17 protein-coding genes are annotated in these 16,905 nt (G+C 40.8%); 15 read left to right on the top strand and 2 right to left on the bottom strand.

Annotation, left to right across the window (positions count from 1 at the left end; genetic code table 11):
* The first annotated feature begins 396 nt into the window (after nucleotides 1-396).
* The 3 genes from AC1DO4_RS07150 to AC1DO4_RS07140 all read left to right on the top strand — a co-directional run bounded on the left by AC1DO4_RS07150 (nucleotide 397) and on the right by AC1DO4_RS07140 (nucleotide 2,203).
* Nucleotides 397-849 (top strand): GNAT family N-acetyltransferase, encoded by a 453-nt coding sequence (locus tag AC1DO4_RS07150; protein ID WP_477414273.1) that lies wholly within the window; start codon nucleotides 397-399, stop codon nucleotides 847-849.
* A 369-nt stretch (nucleotides 850-1,218) separates the two neighbouring features.
* Nucleotides 1,219-1,692, top strand: a complete 474-nt coding sequence (locus AC1DO4_RS07145) for a MarR family winged helix-turn-helix transcriptional regulator (RefSeq protein WP_477414271.1) — start codon at nucleotides 1,219-1,221, stop codon at nucleotides 1,690-1,692.
* A 4-nt stretch (nucleotides 1,693-1,696) separates the two neighbouring features.
* Nucleotides 1,697-2,203: a transposase gene (locus tag AC1DO4_RS07140; protein WP_477414269.1), complete on the top strand. Its 507-nt coding sequence runs from the start codon at nucleotides 1,697-1,699 to the stop codon at nucleotides 2,201-2,203.
* Between the two features lie 111 nt (nucleotides 2,204-2,314).
* Here AC1DO4_RS07140 and AC1DO4_RS07135 read toward each other — a convergent pair whose 3' ends face one another.
* Together AC1DO4_RS07135 and AC1DO4_RS07130 are read right to left on the bottom strand one after the other, a co-directional pair.
* Entirely contained in the window at nucleotides 2,315-3,013 is a 699-nt protein-coding gene (locus tag AC1DO4_RS07135; RefSeq protein ID WP_477414267.1) for a Crp/Fnr family transcriptional regulator, read from the bottom strand.
* 58 nt (nucleotides 3,014-3,071) lie between these two features.
* On the bottom strand, nucleotides 3,072-3,515 hold the full coding sequence (locus AC1DO4_RS07130) for a DoxX family membrane protein (RefSeq protein WP_477414265.1): 444 nt from the start codon (nucleotides 3,513-3,515) through the stop codon (nucleotides 3,072-3,074).
* Nucleotides 3,516-3,645: 130 nt separating this feature from the next.
* On the opposite strand from AC1DO4_RS07130, the gene AC1DO4_RS07125 reads away from it, so the two are divergent.
* The 12 genes from AC1DO4_RS07125 to pxpB all read left to right on the top strand — a co-directional run bounded on the left by AC1DO4_RS07125 (nucleotide 3,646) and on the right by pxpB (nucleotide 16,905).
* Nucleotides 3,646-5,508, top strand: a complete 1,863-nt coding sequence (locus AC1DO4_RS07125) for a chloride channel protein (RefSeq protein WP_477414263.1) — start codon at nucleotides 3,646-3,648, stop codon at nucleotides 5,506-5,508.
* A gap of 23 nt (nucleotides 5,509-5,531) precedes the next feature.
* On the top strand, nucleotides 5,532-5,813 hold the full coding sequence (locus AC1DO4_RS07120; protein ID WP_477414260.1) for a hypothetical protein: 282 nt from the start codon (nucleotides 5,532-5,534) through the stop codon (nucleotides 5,811-5,813).
* A 311-nt stretch (nucleotides 5,814-6,124) separates the two neighbouring features.
* A complete protein-coding gene (locus tag AC1DO4_RS07115; RefSeq protein ID WP_477414258.1) occupies nucleotides 6,125-6,430 on the top strand; it encodes an ArsR/SmtB family transcription factor in 306 nt (101 codons plus the stop codon).
* 48 nt (nucleotides 6,431-6,478) lie between these two features.
* The gene (locus AC1DO4_RS07110) at nucleotides 6,479-6,919 is read left to right on the top strand and encodes an SRPBCC family protein (protein ID WP_477414256.1); all 441 of its coding nucleotides are present in this window, start codon (nucleotides 6,479-6,481) and stop codon (nucleotides 6,917-6,919) included.
* 26 nt (nucleotides 6,920-6,945) lie between these two features.
* A complete protein-coding gene (locus tag AC1DO4_RS07105) occupies nucleotides 6,946-7,509 on the top strand; it encodes a dihydrofolate reductase family protein (protein WP_477414254.1) in 564 nt (187 codons plus the stop codon).
* Between the two features lie 165 nt (nucleotides 7,510-7,674).
* Complete coding sequence (locus tag AC1DO4_RS07100) at nucleotides 7,675-8,343, top strand: ABC transporter ATP-binding protein (protein WP_477414252.1); 669 nt, start codon at nucleotides 7,675-7,677, stop codon at nucleotides 8,341-8,343.
* Between the two features lie 343 nt (nucleotides 8,344-8,686).
* A complete protein-coding gene (locus AC1DO4_RS07095; RefSeq protein WP_477414250.1) occupies nucleotides 8,687-11,866 on the top strand; it encodes a histidine kinase dimerization/phosphoacceptor domain -containing protein in 3,180 nt (1,059 codons plus the stop codon).
* 5 nt (nucleotides 11,867-11,871) lie between these two features.
* A complete protein-coding gene (locus AC1DO4_RS07090; protein WP_477414248.1) occupies nucleotides 11,872-12,612 on the top strand; it encodes a LytR/AlgR family response regulator transcription factor in 741 nt (246 codons plus the stop codon).
* 354 nt (nucleotides 12,613-12,966) lie between these two features.
* Entirely contained in the window at nucleotides 12,967-13,632 is a 666-nt protein-coding gene (locus tag AC1DO4_RS07085) for a peroxiredoxin (RefSeq protein ID WP_477400561.1), read from the top strand.
* Between the two features lie 243 nt (nucleotides 13,633-13,875).
* Nucleotides 13,876-15,003: an NAD(P)/FAD-dependent oxidoreductase gene (locus AC1DO4_RS07080; RefSeq protein ID WP_477414246.1), complete on the top strand. Its 1,128-nt coding sequence runs from the start codon at nucleotides 13,876-13,878 to the stop codon at nucleotides 15,001-15,003.
* Nucleotides 15,004-15,046: 43 nt separating this feature from the next.
* Nucleotides 15,047-15,340, top strand: coding sequence for a hypothetical protein (locus AC1DO4_RS07075; protein ID WP_477414244.1), 294 nt, complete (start codon nucleotides 15,047-15,049; stop codon nucleotides 15,338-15,340).
* A gap of 848 nt (nucleotides 15,341-16,188) precedes the next feature.
* Nucleotides 16,189-16,905 carry a 5-oxoprolinase subunit PxpB gene (gene pxpB, locus AC1DO4_RS07070; protein WP_477414242.1) on the top strand — a complete coding sequence of 239 codons (717 nt, stop codon included), beginning with the start codon at nucleotides 16,189-16,191 and terminating at the stop codon, nucleotides 16,903-16,905.

The raw sequence follows: 16,905 nt of genomic DNA, 5'->3' as shown, positions 1-16,905 counted from the left end.
CATTTCGTTTAAAGTTAACTACGCCGGCGATTAAAAAAAAGCAAAATAATACCTGATTTATTAATACACAGTTGGTTGGCTTGATGGCCCCGAACCAAAAAAGGATTAAAACTGCCCTGAAATGCGGATTAAAAAAATGACAAAAATGATAAACCGCGATTCTGGCCTGGAATCGCGGTCTTATTCATTCGGGTGTGGTTAAACTGAGCGCTTCCAGAACCATTTTATGGATGAGTTGAAGCGCTGTATGCTCTAAATCCATTTTTTATAAGAATCCAATTGTGCGTTTGTCGAAACGGTATCATGTTTTTAATAGTTAAAATAAATTATTACGGCCCCGGCCAACAGGGTTCCGGTGTTTGCAGCTCAATACATTTTATTATTTTAAATTTGAAGATGTTGTCAACCGATAGCCTCAAATTAATAGAATTTACGGATCTGAATTTTTTCCTCGTTCATAGTTTGTTGAAGGAATCGAAGATCAACGGGAATAATTTCATACAACGAACAATCGATGATTGGAACAGCGGAGCAAATAAATTCTCCAAGCCGGGTGAAAAATTATGGGGACTGGTTTTAGCAAAAGATTTGGTTGCCATCGGCGGCCTGAACTATGATCCTTATGCCAGGGATTTAAACATTGGACGGGTCCGTCATTTATATGTTCAGGAGGTTCATCGAAGAAAAGGTTACGCGTCGTTACTAATGGAAACCATCATTGATAAAGGAAAGCCACATTTTACTGTTCTCCGGCTGTTTACTGATAATCCTGCTGCAAACGAATTTTATGAAACCTTAGGCTTTCAAAAGATTAACGAACCTAAAGTAAGTCATGTCCTAAATCTTTGAACTGAATTACTGTTATGCGGTTATATCAAAAAAAACAAAGCTATTCCCAAGTATAACGGCGATTATTCGCAATCTTACAAAAAAAACCGCTGTTCGAAGTTTATAACTTCAAACCAATATGCCGTAGATCCCATTTATGAGCCCAAAGTCAAACCATAAAAAAGCGAATAACCAATGGCTATTCGCTTCCGGTGCACCCGCCTGGGTGCTTCCCTAACCACTTATGCACGATTTGATGATATAGGCTTGCCGGAAATATAAAATAACCCTGGAAAGTTTTTTGAGTTTTATGAAAAAATGATTTGAAAACATTTTCAGTTTATTATCTTTGTAACTAAGATGCTTATATTGTAAGATAAATATTGTTCTATGAAGAGGGAATTAGACAAACAGAATATACAAGCAATTTCCGATATGGGAAGACAGTTCTCAGACATTACCATCGCAATGCACGAAGCAATTGCCCATAGTGCAGGTTTGTCTGGAACAGATCATAAATATTTAGGGATTTTAATAAGAAATGGTTCTATGTCGGCGGGTGACCTATCGAAAATTACAGGCTTAACAACAGGTGCAGTAACAGGAGTAATAGATCGGCTTGAAAGAAACAATTTGGCAAAAAGAGAATTTGACAAGCATGATCGAAGAAAAATTATAATAGTACCTAATACTCAAACTGCAATGAAGCTATTGGGTGGACCATTTTCAGATTTACAAAAAAAGATGGTAAGCATGATTTCAAAATTAAAAGAAAACGAAATTGAAATTATAGAAAGATATATGCTTTCAGCGATGGAAATAATGAAGGAAGTGACAGACAATTTAAATAAATCTAAAAAATAGGAATATGGATAGTATAACATCAAATTACTTGTTAAGGGCAGAAATATGGCTTTTCGTTACTACACTTATTTACTTCTTAATGAATGGCGCTCAAATATTTGAGACAATAGTTATCGTCCCAAAATGGACGGCATCACCACCTGATTCATTCCAAATATTCAAGGGCAAATATGGACTCGACTTTAAACTCTTTTGGATAGTATTACATTCCATTCACGAGATAACTTTTATCCTTGCAATTATATTTTGTTGGAAATTAGACTTAGTCAGAAATTGGCTTTTAATTTTATTTGCAGTACATTTTGTTGTCAGAGTATGGACATTACTGTATTTTGCGCCTAATATCATTGATTTTCAGAAGATTGCAAATGCCTCTTCCGTAAGAACTGATTTATTAAATAAAACTATGCTTTGGAAGAGTTTGAATTATGTAAGGGTTGGTTTATTTATTCTGGTATCAATTGGGCTTATCCCATTGTGCGTTAAATTAATGACCTTCACTCTTAATTGAATTCAAACCAAAACAGCTTCCTTGTTATACTTTGCCTTTTAAGCCAAAGGAGCCAGGTCGGTTATTTTTTTGAAAAAGCGAAAAACGTAATATATAATTTAAACAAAGCGGCTATTTGTTTTTTAAATCCAGGGTCATTTCCATCAAGGCGTTTTCATTTGTGATGCTGAGATTTTTGCCTTTAACTTCTATCAGGTTATTACGAATAAAGTCGTTTGTAACTTTGAATAGTGTTTCATAGGAAACAGCTGCAAAGGAAGATAAATCCTGCCGGGAAAGCTCAATATTTAGTGCGCCGGTATCATCAACCCCAAACTGCTTTTTTAAAGTAAGCAGGGCTAATGCAATGCGTTCTTTCACAGGCATATGAACCAAATTTCGCATTCGTTTTTCAGATTCCTGGAGTTCATTGGCAAAAAACTTCATCAGCGAGTAAGTAAGCTTCGGGTTCATATTCAATGAAGATTCGAAGAACGGCAGTTCAATAAAACAAACCGATGCAGGTTCAATCGCTGTTGTTGACACCGGGTATACCGGCTCATTCCCTAAGCCTAAATGACCCAGAATATCTCCTGGTTTTGCAAACCGAAGTATGATCTCTTTATCGGCATCCCATCGTTTATGTACCTTTACCTTACCCGAGAAAATAAAATAGATCCCGGTAACCGAATCGCCTTCGCTAAAAATCCGCTGCCCCTTTTTAATGGTAAAGTTTTTTTTATGAGCCGCGATAGCTGGTCTCCAATCCCCGGCGCAGTGCGTACACAGATAGCAGCTGGTTAAATCGCAACCGTTTTTTGTTTCCTTCATTCAGGGGCTAAATTGCAAAAATAAATGTGACATAACAGCATGCCGTGTTGAACTTGCTTCATTCCGCTTTTAATTTATTAAAGTAGTTATCGAGCGATAAAGGCCCGGAGCCAAGCAGTAGAAACACCAATAACAATATTCCACTTGAAATTGAAAGCCAGAGCTCGGTATTAAGGGAAGATTTAAAAATATTGATCACAAATATGGCGGCTAAAATAATCGGCAATTGCATTAAACAAACCAACCTGGTTAAGATCCCCAGCATTAACAATGCTCCGCCGGTCATGTGACAGAAAATTACATAAAACATGATAACGGAAATGGCTTCCGGCGGCAGGTTGGCAAGGTCCTGGGTCGAAAGCATCCACCTTAAATAAGCCATGTTTTGTAAAAAAGCATAACCTTTCAAAAGCAGGAATAGCCCAAGCAATATCCGCACAACATCTATAGCGGCAGGATGATGCCGGTTACCCCAATCTTGAAATTTATTGATAGTTTTCATGTTTTACATGATTGTCGTTTCTGAATAAGTTATATGCTTGTTTTATTTAAAACATTGTTTATGCAATAAAATTATCTAATTTTGCAATTAAAATTAATAAATAAACATTGTTTAAACAATATAAATATCAATGATCAACAGTAAGCGCGCTGACAGTATTCCCATTTCGCCAATTTTAACATCATTAGAAGAAGACGTAAAATATGTAAGCTTTAAAAAAAGCCGGTTAATAAAAATATCCATGTATGCGGTATTGGTAGCTGTAGCCATAAGTTTTATAGCTAAATTCCTGGTGCTGCTCATCAACCTCGTTACCAATATTTCCTTTTACGGAACATTTGATTTAAGCTTTCATAGCCCTGCCAATAATCACCTGGGTATTTGGGTAATTGTTATACCAGCCATCGGTGGCGTTTTAGTTGGCTTAATGGCGTTATATGGCTCCAAAGCAATCAGGGGGCATGGCATACCAGAAGCAATGGAACAAATTTTAGTGAACCAAAGTAAAATTAAACCGTCTATTACTTTTTTAAAGCCAATATCATCGGCTATTGCAATTGGTACCGGCGGGCCTTTTGGTGCCGAAGGGCCAATTATTGCTACAGGCGGGGCGCTTGGTTCAACGCTGGGGCAATTGTTAAAAATTACTTCAAGCGAACGTAAAGTTATATTAGCAGCAGGCGCTACGGCTGGTATGTCGGCCATATTCGGTACGCCTATCGCGGCTGTTTTTCTGGCTATTGAGTTGCTGCTGTTTGAATTTTCGCCTAAGGCTATCCTTCCTGTTGCCCTGGCCTGCATTACGGGTGCGGCAGGTCATCATTTACTTTTTGAAGCCGGACCGGTGTTCCCGATGCCTGACCTCGAGACGCCGTCTAATTTAGCCTTAGCTGTATACAGCTTTATCGGGATACTTATTGGTTTTCTTTCATTAGCATTAACAAAAGCAGTTTATTTGATTGAAGACTGGTTTGAAAAATTACCTGTTCATTGGATGTGGTGGCCGGCATTAGGCGGTTTGGCAGTTGGATTAATTGGCTACTTTTATCCGCATACGTTGGGAGTGGGGTACGATAATATAACCCATTTACTTACCGGCCAGGTGCCCTTAGCCTTAATTTTAAGTTTATGTTTATTTAAGTTTCTTTCCTGGGCTATTGCTTTAGGTAGTGGAACATCAGGCGGTACCCTGGCTCCGTTGTTAACTATTGGCGGCGCTGCCGGTGCAATTATCAGCACCGTGTTACTGGGTTTATTTCCAGATATCGGTATCAGCATACCAATGGGGGCATTAATTGGCATGTCTGCCATGTTCGCGGGTGCATCCCGGGCTTATCTTACAAGTATTACTTTCGCTTTGGAGGCTACTATGCAATCACATGCACTGCTGCCATTGTTGGGCGCCTGCACGGCATCGTACATTGTTTCTTTTTTCCTGATGGAGAATACCATTATGACCGAAAAGATAGCCCGAAGGGGTGTTGTTACGCCTGATTCCTATGAGCCGGATGTGCTTCAAAAAATCAACGTGTCACAGGTAATGAGTAAAGAGAACATTAAACTCAATGCAGGCATGAGCATCCGGCAAGTAAAAGAATGGCTGGCCGTAAACCCGGTTAAAGATAGTTGGCTCGCCGTGTTTAATGATAAATCAGAATTTCAGGGTACGGTAAAAGTTTCAGATATATATTCTGCAAAGTACGACGATGGTTTTAAGGTTGCCGGGTTATCGAAAAAAAATAATGGTGCAATAAAAGTAAGCGATAGCCTGCGGAGCGCTGTTGAATTAATGGCACAGCAGGATGTTGATGCGCTGCCGGTATTTGCCGGTAATAAGGTAGTGGGTGTATTAAGCTATAGGCACATTATATCGAGCTACAAACAACAATTTGATGAAAATGAAACGGCCATTACGCATATCTCTTTAAAGCGCCAGCGGATGAAAATGGTATTAAAAGGGAAGACCATTTTTAAAAAAGCATCTGAAAAATAGGACAGAAGTGCCCCCGGCAGCCCATGGAAAGCCAAAAAAGAAATATAACATTAACACTCATATTCAGGGATGAAAGATACGTCATCCAGGTTTATTATAAGGAATACCACAGCCTGATGACATTAATCGCTGATCGTTTGGCTATTCCGGGTTTTGGCTTGTGCTGTGGTATGGGCAGCTGCGGCACATGTGTGGTTGAATTGTGCGATAAATACACCAAACGTAAAAGAAGCGTATTGTCATGTGATACCATGATTAATGATACCCTGGCTAATACAGAAGTATACATTAGAACAATTTATTAACGGTATCTGTTTGAACGATACAAAAACTTTTAACGCCTCGTATTCTCCTTTATTAGGATCGGGGAGGTGATTCCGGGGCCTGTAAATGTTCATCTCATAGGTGCCTTTTCCTTGTTAACGGTATGAAACATAACTGGGTTATTGGGAAAAGGTTACCTTTCTAAGGGTACACTAAACGGCTTTGCCGTCTTCAATCTACAAGGATCACTTTTATACTTCCGCACACACTAATTATATCGCCAAAAAATGTTAAAAAAAAATGCGCAACTGAATAATTGCATATATATTTGCAATTAAACAGTTGCATATATATGAGACGCGATATTTACCAGGCCATAGCCGATCCTACCCGCCGGGCCATTCTTACCCTGCTTACCGTAGGCGCCCTGACTCCCAACGCCATTGCCGGGCATTTTGGCAGCAGCCGGCAAGCGGTGTCTAAACACATTCAGATATTGGCCGAATGTGGCGCCGTTGACCAAACACACAGCGGCCGCGAGATCTATTACCAGCTTAACATAGAAAAGATGAAAGAGATAGACCATTGGATGGAAGCCTTCCGTAAGCTTTGGGAGACCCGTTTTGACCAGTTAGACAACCTTTTAAATAACATTTAAAACAAACACAACATGATCAGCATCAGCAAAGACACCGCGAACAAGACAATGCACATTGTTAGGGAATTTAAGGCGCCGCGCCAAAAGGTATGGAGCGCCTGGACGGAAAGCAATAAATTGGATCAATGGTGGGGGCCCAAACCATGGAATGCCAAAACAAAGACCATGGACTTTAAAGAGGGTGGGCACTGGCTTTATGCCATGGTAGGCCCGGAAGGTGATACGCATTGGAGCATAAGCATCTATAAGGCCATTGACGCGCCGAACAGTTTTAAGTCGACCTGTAAATTCTGTGATGAGAATGGCAAGCCCTTAGACGACTTTCCAGCTATGTATTGGCTGGTGGAAATGAGCGAGAACAACGACATTACCATTGTAAACGTGACCATCACCTTTGATGATACCTTCGGGTTGGAGCAGCTTCTAAAGATGGGCTTCGAGACGGGCTTTACCATGGGCCTCAACCAACTGGAAGAGCTGTTAGGATAATACATCACTTTTTAAAAACGATTACAATGCGAAAATTAAAATTACAGGTAAACATAACACTTGATGGCTTTGTAGGCGGGCTTAATGGCGAAATTGACTGGGTGTTTCTGGCCGGCCCGGATGAAGCCGGTTTCCAGAAAATAATTGAGTTGGCCGACAGCTGCGATACCATTTTGCTGGGGCGTAAAATGACCCCCGACTTTATCGCTCACTGGGAAAATATGGTTGATAACATGCCCGACAACCCCGCTTATCCTTTGGCGCAACGGATGGTAAATATGCGCAAGATCGCCTTCAGCCGCACGGAGACAGCCATCACTGGCAGGAACCTGGAAGTAGAAAACGGCGACCTGGCTACTGCAGTACAGGCGCTAAAAGAACAACCAGGCAAGGATATCATTGTTTATGGCGGCGCCAGTTTTGTAAGTTCGCTCATCAGCCTTAACCTTATTGATGAATATTATATCATCGTTAACCCTGTAGCCATCGGTGCAGGGCTTTCCATTTTTAAGGAAAGGAAGATACTGAAATTAGAAAGTTCAATAGCCTTCAAACACGGCAAAGTGCTCAATAAGTACCTGCCGGTATAAGTTGCACTATATACAATATCATAATCACCCCTAAAGGGCGATTATGATATTATATTGACCTGGTTTTGTGGTATTTTACCTATCCTACTCCATCTGTTTTTTTTAAATAGAAGACAGGATAACGTTAGCTTTATAATGATTTTAACCCTCTAAAATCTAAAGCATATGATAAAGATCTCTGATATCGAAAAATGCTACCATACTGATGAGCTGGATATTGTGGCATTAAACAAAATGTCCATCGAGGTTGATGAAGGCGAATTTGTGGCGATCATGGGCCCATCAGGCTGCGGAAAATCAACCCTGCTGAATATTTTAGGGTTTCTTGACGATCCCGATAGCGGAAGCTATGTTTTCAACGGTGTTGAAGTAACCCATTTTAATGAGCGTAAACGTGCAGCCCTGCGTAAGCAAAATGTTGGCTTTTTATTCCAGAATTTTAACTTGATCGATGATCTGACCGTATTTGAAAATGTGGAGCTTCCTATGATCTACACCGGTTTACCAACTTCAGTACGTGCAAAGAGGACCGAGGAAATATTGGATAAAATGCATATAGATCAGCGCCGAAAAACTTACCCGCAGCAATTATCAGGTGGTCAGCAGCAGCGCGTTGCATTGGCAAGGGCAGTGGTGAACAGGCCTAAATTGATACTTGCAGATGAGCCAACAGCAAATTTGGATTATGAGAATGGCAAGGAAGTTATGGACTTACTAAACGAGCTGAATAAAGACGGAGCGACTATCATAATGGTTACCCACTCGGAAAGTGATGCCAAATATAGTCACCGGGTTATTCGGTTGCCTGATATTCCGATACCTGTAAAAAAATAATAGCTTACAAAAAAGACGGATAACCACCGGCTACTCGCTTTTGTGCGCCCGCCTGGGTGCTTCCTGAACCATTTTATCGATGATTTAAGAAAATTAGCCTCACTATCAACCTGGTAAAACTCGTTCGAACCCCAGGGGCCAAAAGATTATGAATCTTCCAGTCATTTTTTTCTGAGTAGTTGATTTATGCATACTTGTTTTAACTCCAAATGTGGTGTTGAAGCCTTCAGGTTTTTTGTACTACATGGTGCCCTATTGATGAGTAAATAGCTGCAAATCTTAATCGGTGCCTGTTAACAGGGCAATGGGATTATAATCAAAAAAAAGTATCTTCAACAATATTATGAGCCGCCTGTTTCTTTCTCGCCACATATTGATTTTGGTTTTAATATTAACCGGCGTATTTGTTTTTGGGCAAAGCAAATTTGAAAATAATACTGCCGGCTATACCATCACCAAAAGAATGATTTCTATTGAAGATGGGCTGGCTTCTCACGAAGTGTTTTGCGGCTTACAGGATAAGGCTGGTTTTATGTGGTTTGGTACACGCAACGGGCTTAATCGCTACGATGGGAAAAATTGTTTGCTTTTTACCCGCCAGAGAAATCGTCTGCAGGATAACAAAGTGGTACAGCTTGCCAAAGATGACGCCAATAACCTGTTCATTGAATACGGCAGTACCGGCTTTCAGCTTACAACTAACGGTAAGGTAGATGTGATGAATGCTGTGACACAGGAGGTTAAAACACTAACGGATGCTTTTCCAAAACTGCCTTTTAAAGAGCGCGATGTTTACTGGATCTCCAATGACGGTACTAATCAAATTGATTTCCTTACAGCCCGTCCTTTCAGGCTTTGGCAATACACTTCCCAAAAAGGGTTTACACTTCGCTATGAAATGAAAGACTGGGATAGGTCGGGTGTCGCGTCTTCTTTGGATTATAGGGCTACAGGTCATTTCTGCATGTTCGGCATGGGAAAAACGTTGTTGAAAATATTCACCCAGTCCACACAGTATTTGGTAACAAAAGATACCGTGATCGCCTTTATTCAAAAAGATGCGCAAAGATCGCTGCCGGTTGGTTTTAACAGTCGGCATGATCTTTTAATTACCTATACCACTACCGCCCAACCCAATACATTTAATATTGGGATGATAACGGGTAAGGGTGAAATTAAGTTCCCGGCCGATATAAAAGGATTTAATACAGACAGCATAAAAGGAAAATATTGGTACCAGGCCGCAAACTCAACGGATGGCACATCCAGTATTCTTGATATTCCCGATGGGCTATACCTATGGAATGAAAATATTTTTTTGAAAGTAGCCTCAAACTCAGAAATAAAGACCTTTGAAAATCTTTTCATTTACAACCTCTTTCCAGACAATTTTGGAAACCTCTGGCTTTGCACTACGCTCGGCGTGTTGCAATTGAAGATAGAGAAAAACCGCTTTAAACCCTATTTTACAACCAGGCAACAATCTGTTGAAAAAAACAACCAGGCCCGTGGAATATACGCCGACGAAACCGGCAAGGTAGTGGCGAATATCTGGACACATACTTTTCAGCAACAAGGCAGTGAAATGCAGTACGTTACCGACGATCAATATAAGTACGCACTTACCAATCATCATTCGTCGTTGTACTGTGGTGGCTATAGTCTGTATGAGTATAATGACAAAAAAAATACACTGTCTAAATACACGGGCGGGCAAATGGATGAAATATGGTCCTTGTTTTCTGTGAATGACAGCCTGCTGTTGTTGGGAAGAACCAACGGGTTTTCGTTATTCAATTCCAACAGCAAAAAGTTTGATTCACTTGAGTATGAATCTAAAAAACTTCCCGAAGCAAAATTTGTGTACCGTTTTTTTACAGATAAGGCGGGAACGATATGGGCAGTGGCAGAGAACGGGTTATACAAAATTATTGATGGTCATAAACAAGGCAATCGGCGATGGACAATTGTTAATGAACGATCACCAGTCATCGCTCAGCTTAGTTTATTAGATGCTTATGCCGATGCTAATGGCATTGTATGGCTGGCCACCAATGGAGAAGGCCTATACCGCTGGGACAGGAAAGCAAATACATTTCAGCAATTCAATATCGCCAGCGGCTTCTCTTCGGATGTCTTGTACAGGATAGAACCGGATGAATATAATAACCTTTGGATCAGCTCCGATTATGGCTTGATCCGTTTCAATAAGAAAACATTTGCTGCAAATACCTATACTATAGCAAATGGCATATCGAACAACGAGTTTAACAGGACTTCTTCGTTCAAAGCAAAGGACGGACAGCTTTTTTTTGGCGGATTAGACGGCATTATCGGGTTTAACCCAAAAGATCTGATAGAAGATACCCGCTCGTTTAACGTGCCGTTACGTGTAATTGCTTTTAACCAGTTTATTGGTTCGCAAAACAAGCTGGTTAATGAAACAACGGAGTTATTGAATAGCTCACAAATTATACTGGCGCCGAATGATCGTTTTTTTACACTTGAATTTCAGTTGCTGGATTTTGCAAAAGACGAAGTGCACCATTATGCCTATAAGATTGAAGGGGTGGACAAAGATTGGATCTATTTTAATGAAAATTCTATTCGCATCAGTGGTTTGCCATATGGGCAGTTCATATTACATATCAAAGCACAGAATCGGGAGGGCGCCTGGAGTAAAAGCGAGTTAACTATCCCCTTATTTGTGCTAAAGCCATTTTATTTTAAATGGTGGTTTATTACATTGCTTGCCGTTTTTCTGATAATGGCAGTTTACCGGATAATAAAATGGCGAACAAAACAATTGGCAGCTGATAAAAGTAAGTTGGAGCAAATTGTAAGCGAAAGAACCGCACAGCTAAAACAATCATTATCAGAAAAGGTGGAACTACTTACGGACAAAGATGTGCTTATGAAAGAAATTCATCACCGCGTAAAGAATAATTTGCAGGTTATTTCGGGCCTGCTGGAGTTGCAAAGTAAAACCGTGAATGATGAAACCGCAAAAGATGCATTGATGGAAGGTCGCAACCGCGTAAGAAGCATTGCGTTGATACACCAAAATCTCTACCAATTTGAAAATCTAAGCAGTATCGAATTAAAACGCTTCGTAAACGATTTGTGCCGACAAGTAGAGAGTGTTTATAAAAAGCAAAATAAGATAGTGATAAATGTCGGGGTGCCTGTTTTTCATCTTGACATTGATTCTGCAGTTCCCCTTGGCCTGATTATGAATGAATTGTTATCCAATTCTTTCAAATACGCATTTAATGATAGCACCGCCGGTGAGATAGACCTCGAAATTCATACTGTAGCTGAAGGTAAATATGAACTATTTTATTCCGATAACGGCCCTGGTTTGCCTACAGATTTTGATTTAGCCAGTGCGACTACACTCGGCTTACAATTGATTAATGACCTGAGCAGGCAAATTGGTGGTAATGTGAAATATGAGTACAAAAACGGCGCTTCATTTATTATTAACTTTACTAACCGCGACTTGCGTAAAAAAGAAGACTAAAGCCCATGAGCGTTTTAAAAATAGGTATTGTAGAAGATGAACTCGTAATAGCCAGAACCATTTTGAACACCCTGGATGAATTGGGCTACCCTCATTGCGGTCCTGCTATTAACTATACCGAAGCAATGAAAATGCTTGATCTGGATAAGCCTGACCTATTATTGCTGGACATCCAGTTATCAGGCAAAAAAGATGGGATAGATGTAGCCGAAAAGCTTAATGAATTGTACCGCATACCATTTATTTTTTTAACCGCTAACAGCGATGGCGAAACGATTGAACGCGCTAAAAAGGTGAAGCCTCATGCTTATATTGTTAAGCCTTTTACAAAAGAAGAACTGTTTGCCGCTATTGAAATTGCATTCAGCAATTTTACCGCTAACCGCGACAACGCAAGGCAAGACCATCCAAATACCCATCATCCAAAAGAGTATATGTTTGTGAGAGATGGGTACATATTCAGGAAGATATTTTTTAATGACCTGCTATACCTGGAGAGTGATGCGAATTACGTCACATTGAATCTCAAGTCGCACAAGAAAGTAATGGTTCGGTCGACGCTTAGCGATTTTATTGAGCAGCTGGATATGCGAACGTTCATTCGTATCCATCGCAGTTATTCTGTAAACATCAACCTGGTTGACGATGTTTTTCCTACGGAAGTTTCGGTTAACGGAACTAAGATCCCCGTTGGGAAATCGTATAAAGAAGATCTCTTTAAAGCTTTAGGAATAAAAGAAGCTTAATAGCCCGATACTTTTCTTTTTCACAAACTTCCGGTAGTTCGTCCCTAACCGGGTGCGTTTATCCCTTTTATTTCAGAATCATTTTAAACGTATGCAATTTCATACCTGTTATGACACTGATAGATTTAGACAAGATAATTATTAAACGAACAGTGATAGGGGTACGCTGCACAGCGTGCGGGGGTAATTTGGTTGATTCAAAAAAAAAACATTTATAAGCCGCTTTATAACACTGATCACATTCGGAGCCGTAAAGCCCCAAATTTACGAATGCGAAAACTGCAAAAAGAGACACATCTTATTATAATAAGACAATTCACTTCATCATTATCAAACAATTAAAATACAAAAGTCATGAGCATCAGATTAGGCGATATCGCACCAGATTTTCAAGCCGAAACAACAAAGGGCACCGTCAAATTTCACGACTGGATCGGCAATGGCTGGGCTGTTCTTTTCTCCCACCCGAAAGATTTTACGCCGGTTTGCACTACCGAGCTCGGTTACATGGCAAAAATGGCACCTGAGTTTGAGAAAAGGAACTGCAAGGTTATCGGTCTTAGTGTCGACCCTGTAGAGAGCCATTTAAGATGGGAAAAAGACATTGAAGACGTACAAGGAGTGGCAGTAAACTATCCCATGATTGGCGACCCTTCACTAACCATTGCCAAATTGTATGACATGCTTCCTGCCGACGAACCTGGTACTTCAGAAGGCAGAACGCCTCTTAACAATCAAACTGTACGCACTGTATTTGTTATTGGCCCAGACAAAAAAGTAAAGCTACATTTGACTTATCCAATGTCGACCGGTCGTAACTTTAACGAAATACTTCGTGTGCTTGATTCTATGCAACTTACCGCAGCGTACCAGGTTTCTACGCCGGTAAACTGGAACAACGGGGATGATGTGATCATTCCGGCAGCATTAGCTGAGGCAGATGCACGGGAAAAGTATCCGGTGGGGTTAAAGATTGTTAAACCTTACCTGCGTTTTGTTCCGCAGCCAGGTAAAAACTAATCTGAAATCACTCATTTATTCCAACATGGTAAAGAAATTATGAGAGCGTCAAAATCAATGCGCATATGGTTTGCCTTTGTAGGCGCGATTTTGTGGACAGGCATTTATCTTACGGGTTTCTCCAGAACAAGTTGGGTGCTTATGTTCCCGCCGCTGGTTTTATTCTTGGAGCTGTTACAGGGTTATGCCCGTCCCTGGCTGTTATCTCAAAAATATTTTTTAAACAAACATAAAAAATAGGAAATGAAATTACGTGTGGTGGTATTGGGAGCTGGTTTTGGAGGGTTAGAGCTCAGCTCCATACTTTCTGAAACGATAGGGGAGAGCCTTGATCTTACGCTAATAGATCAGAATGATTCCTTTTATTTTGGCTTTTCAAAGCTGGATGTTATGTTTGGTTACAAAGCACCCGATGCAGTCAAAATATCTTATAGCAGTATTGCCAAACCGGGCGTAAGGTTTTGTAAAGAAACAATCACGGCTATTGACCCGCTAACCAGAACTGTTACTACGCAAAACGGAACTCATGAGGCAGATGTATTGGTGGTAGCGCTTGGTGCCAATTACAACATTAATGCAACCCCCGGACTCGCTGAACACGGCAACGAATATTATACTTTTAAAGGTGCAGAAAAATTGAGGGATCACATCGCCCGGTTTAGGAAAGGCCATGCTATTGTAGGTGTATGCGGAGCGCCTTTTAAATGCCCGCCGGCACCCAGTGAAGCAGCGCTGATGCTGCACGATCATCTTACCAGAGCCGGCGTACGTAATGCCTGCACAATAAGTTTGGTGATACCGTTTGGATCTCCAATTCCTCCGTCGCCAGATTCCTCGAAAGCTTTGATCAAGGCTTTTGAAGAAAGAAGTATTCAATTCATACCGCAGCACAAAGTGGCATCACTTCGCGCAAATACTGTAGTTCTTGATGATGGAACTGAAATGCCTTTCGATCTGTTTCTTGGTATTCCAAAGCACGTTGCGCCGGATGTGGTATTGCAAAGCGGTTTGACGGTTGACGGATGGATACCAGTTGACAGGCAAAATTTATTGACCAGGTTTCCAAATGTTTACGCAATTGGCGATGTAACCAGCGTAGGCACACCAAAGGCCGGCGTATTCGCCGAAGGCGCTGCAAAAATTGCCGCGGCTTCTATTATTGCGGCTTATCGGGGAAAAGAAAACGAAAGTGCTTACACTGGTGCAGGCTCTTGCTATATTGAATTTGGTAAAGGTGAGGTGGCGCGTGTTGATGTTGACTTTTTCTCTGGCCCCAAACCCTTTGGCATTCATCATGATGCTTCTGAAGCCCTGGTAATTGATAAGCAACATTTTGGCTCGAGCCGAAAAGCCCGTTGGTTTGGATTATAGCAAAGCAACCCTAATGATTATTTCACCAATTAAACCTAAAAAAATGACAACTTACCTAATAGAAATTCCCCATTCAGAAAACACTGTTGAATGCCAGCACGTGATCAAATTGTTTGTAGGGTCGGGCTCACACCTGCTTTCACATGCCTGGTGGGGCTGCAAATCGGGCGTTCACAAATCGTTTTTCATCAGTGAGTTCGACAGCAAAGAAGAAGCGCTTCAAATTGTTCCCCCGTTTTTACGGCGCCATGCAAATGTTATTGAGTTGGTAGTATTCAACAACAACGATATTCAGCAATTTGCGGAGGCTAATAAACAACGGGGATTGGTTGAATAGATTTATTCATCTTATGAAACGAAGATCTGTCTGAGTTGCTGAAACATCGAACCCAAAAAATCTCTGTATAGTAGATAAACTGCATATTGAGAAAATGGATGTAAATATTCTAAAGCAAAAACCCCGATTCTGACATAGAAGCGGGATTTTACCATTTTTGTGCGCCCACCTGGGCTCGAACCAGGGACCAAAAGATTATGAGTCTTTCTTCGGTAACCACCTTACCATGAGGCAAATCATCGTTTCTGATTTACAGAGGCCAATTTACGGGTTATTTTTTAAACGCCAAAATTTGGACTGTGGAATTATTGTGTCAGCAATAGGAAATAAACCGGGGTCTTTTGGTCTAGGTAAAATTCAACAGTTCGGAAAAACCGAACTCTTGAATAATTAAAAATGTATCTCCCTGTATTTAACAATCGTATTAAGTTTCGATTTTAATTTGCAACTGGCAAGTTTTCATTGGCTACTCAGTCAGTTATTTAACCAGATAACTGAGACACAAAGCGGACCTGCCTCGGAAAGCCCGGGTAAAAAAAATGTTAGTTGACACTTTTACCTAGTTTTAGCTTGATATAAAAGGCTATATCGCGCCAAAGTGATGCTTAATAATAAAGGCTTTATGGCTTGCTTTTGTTCGTTAACCTGCAACTTTTTAAACCCGCCCGTTCCAGGTTATTTATATTTTTTGTTTGTCTTTAGCCTGCTGTAGTCCATCCGGGTATTAAAACGAACCAACACCTGATTTCCATTAATTTTATGGAATGCCGGCGTATAATTGCAACTATAAATAGTATTGCCGAGATTTATCCAAATAAAACCCGGTTGCTTAACAGTTAAATATACCCATGCCTGACGGAGTCTTTAAAATTTATTATTTAAGCGAAGTGGCTGTTACGGTTGAGTTTGGACAACAAATTGCAGGGAATTTATCAGACGCGGTCAATAGTTTAAACGCATTGCTTTATCAGCGGCCATTTCCGGGTTTCCATACAACCACACCAGCCTATTCCACCCTGACCGTTTTTTATGATCCTGTTGTAGTGATTAAATCTTGTTTACCGGGCGCTGGCTGCTTTGAAAAAGTATCGGGTTACCTGAATGACTTAAATCTGCAGAAGAAAACAGCTAATCCGATTAAAGGAGATACCATTATTATCCCGGTATGCTATGGTGAAAATCTCGGTCCTGATTTGGATGAGGTAGCCAGTTTGCACCGGATGAGCACAAGCGAGGTAATTAAACTCCACAGTACAGCCACCTATATAGTTTATATGATAGGCTTTGTCCCGGGTTTCGCCTATTTAGGCGGTATGGACGAACGCTTGGCTACCCCACGCAAAGCAACGCCACGAAAGTCCGTACCGGCCGGAGCAGTCGGCATAGCCGGGCAGCAAACAGGCGTATATCCCTTGGAAACCCCTGGTGGCTGGCAGATCATCGGGCAAACGCCTTTGAAATTGTTTGACCTGAATCGCGGGCAGCCATCATTATTAAAGCCTGGTGATACGGTGATCTTTAAGGCCATCGATATAAAGGAATTTAACAAATTAATGGCCGGGTAA

The organism is Mucilaginibacter sp. P5_A6, assembly GCF_056400585.1.
This window is presented reverse-complemented; position numbering and strand designations above follow the sequence as displayed.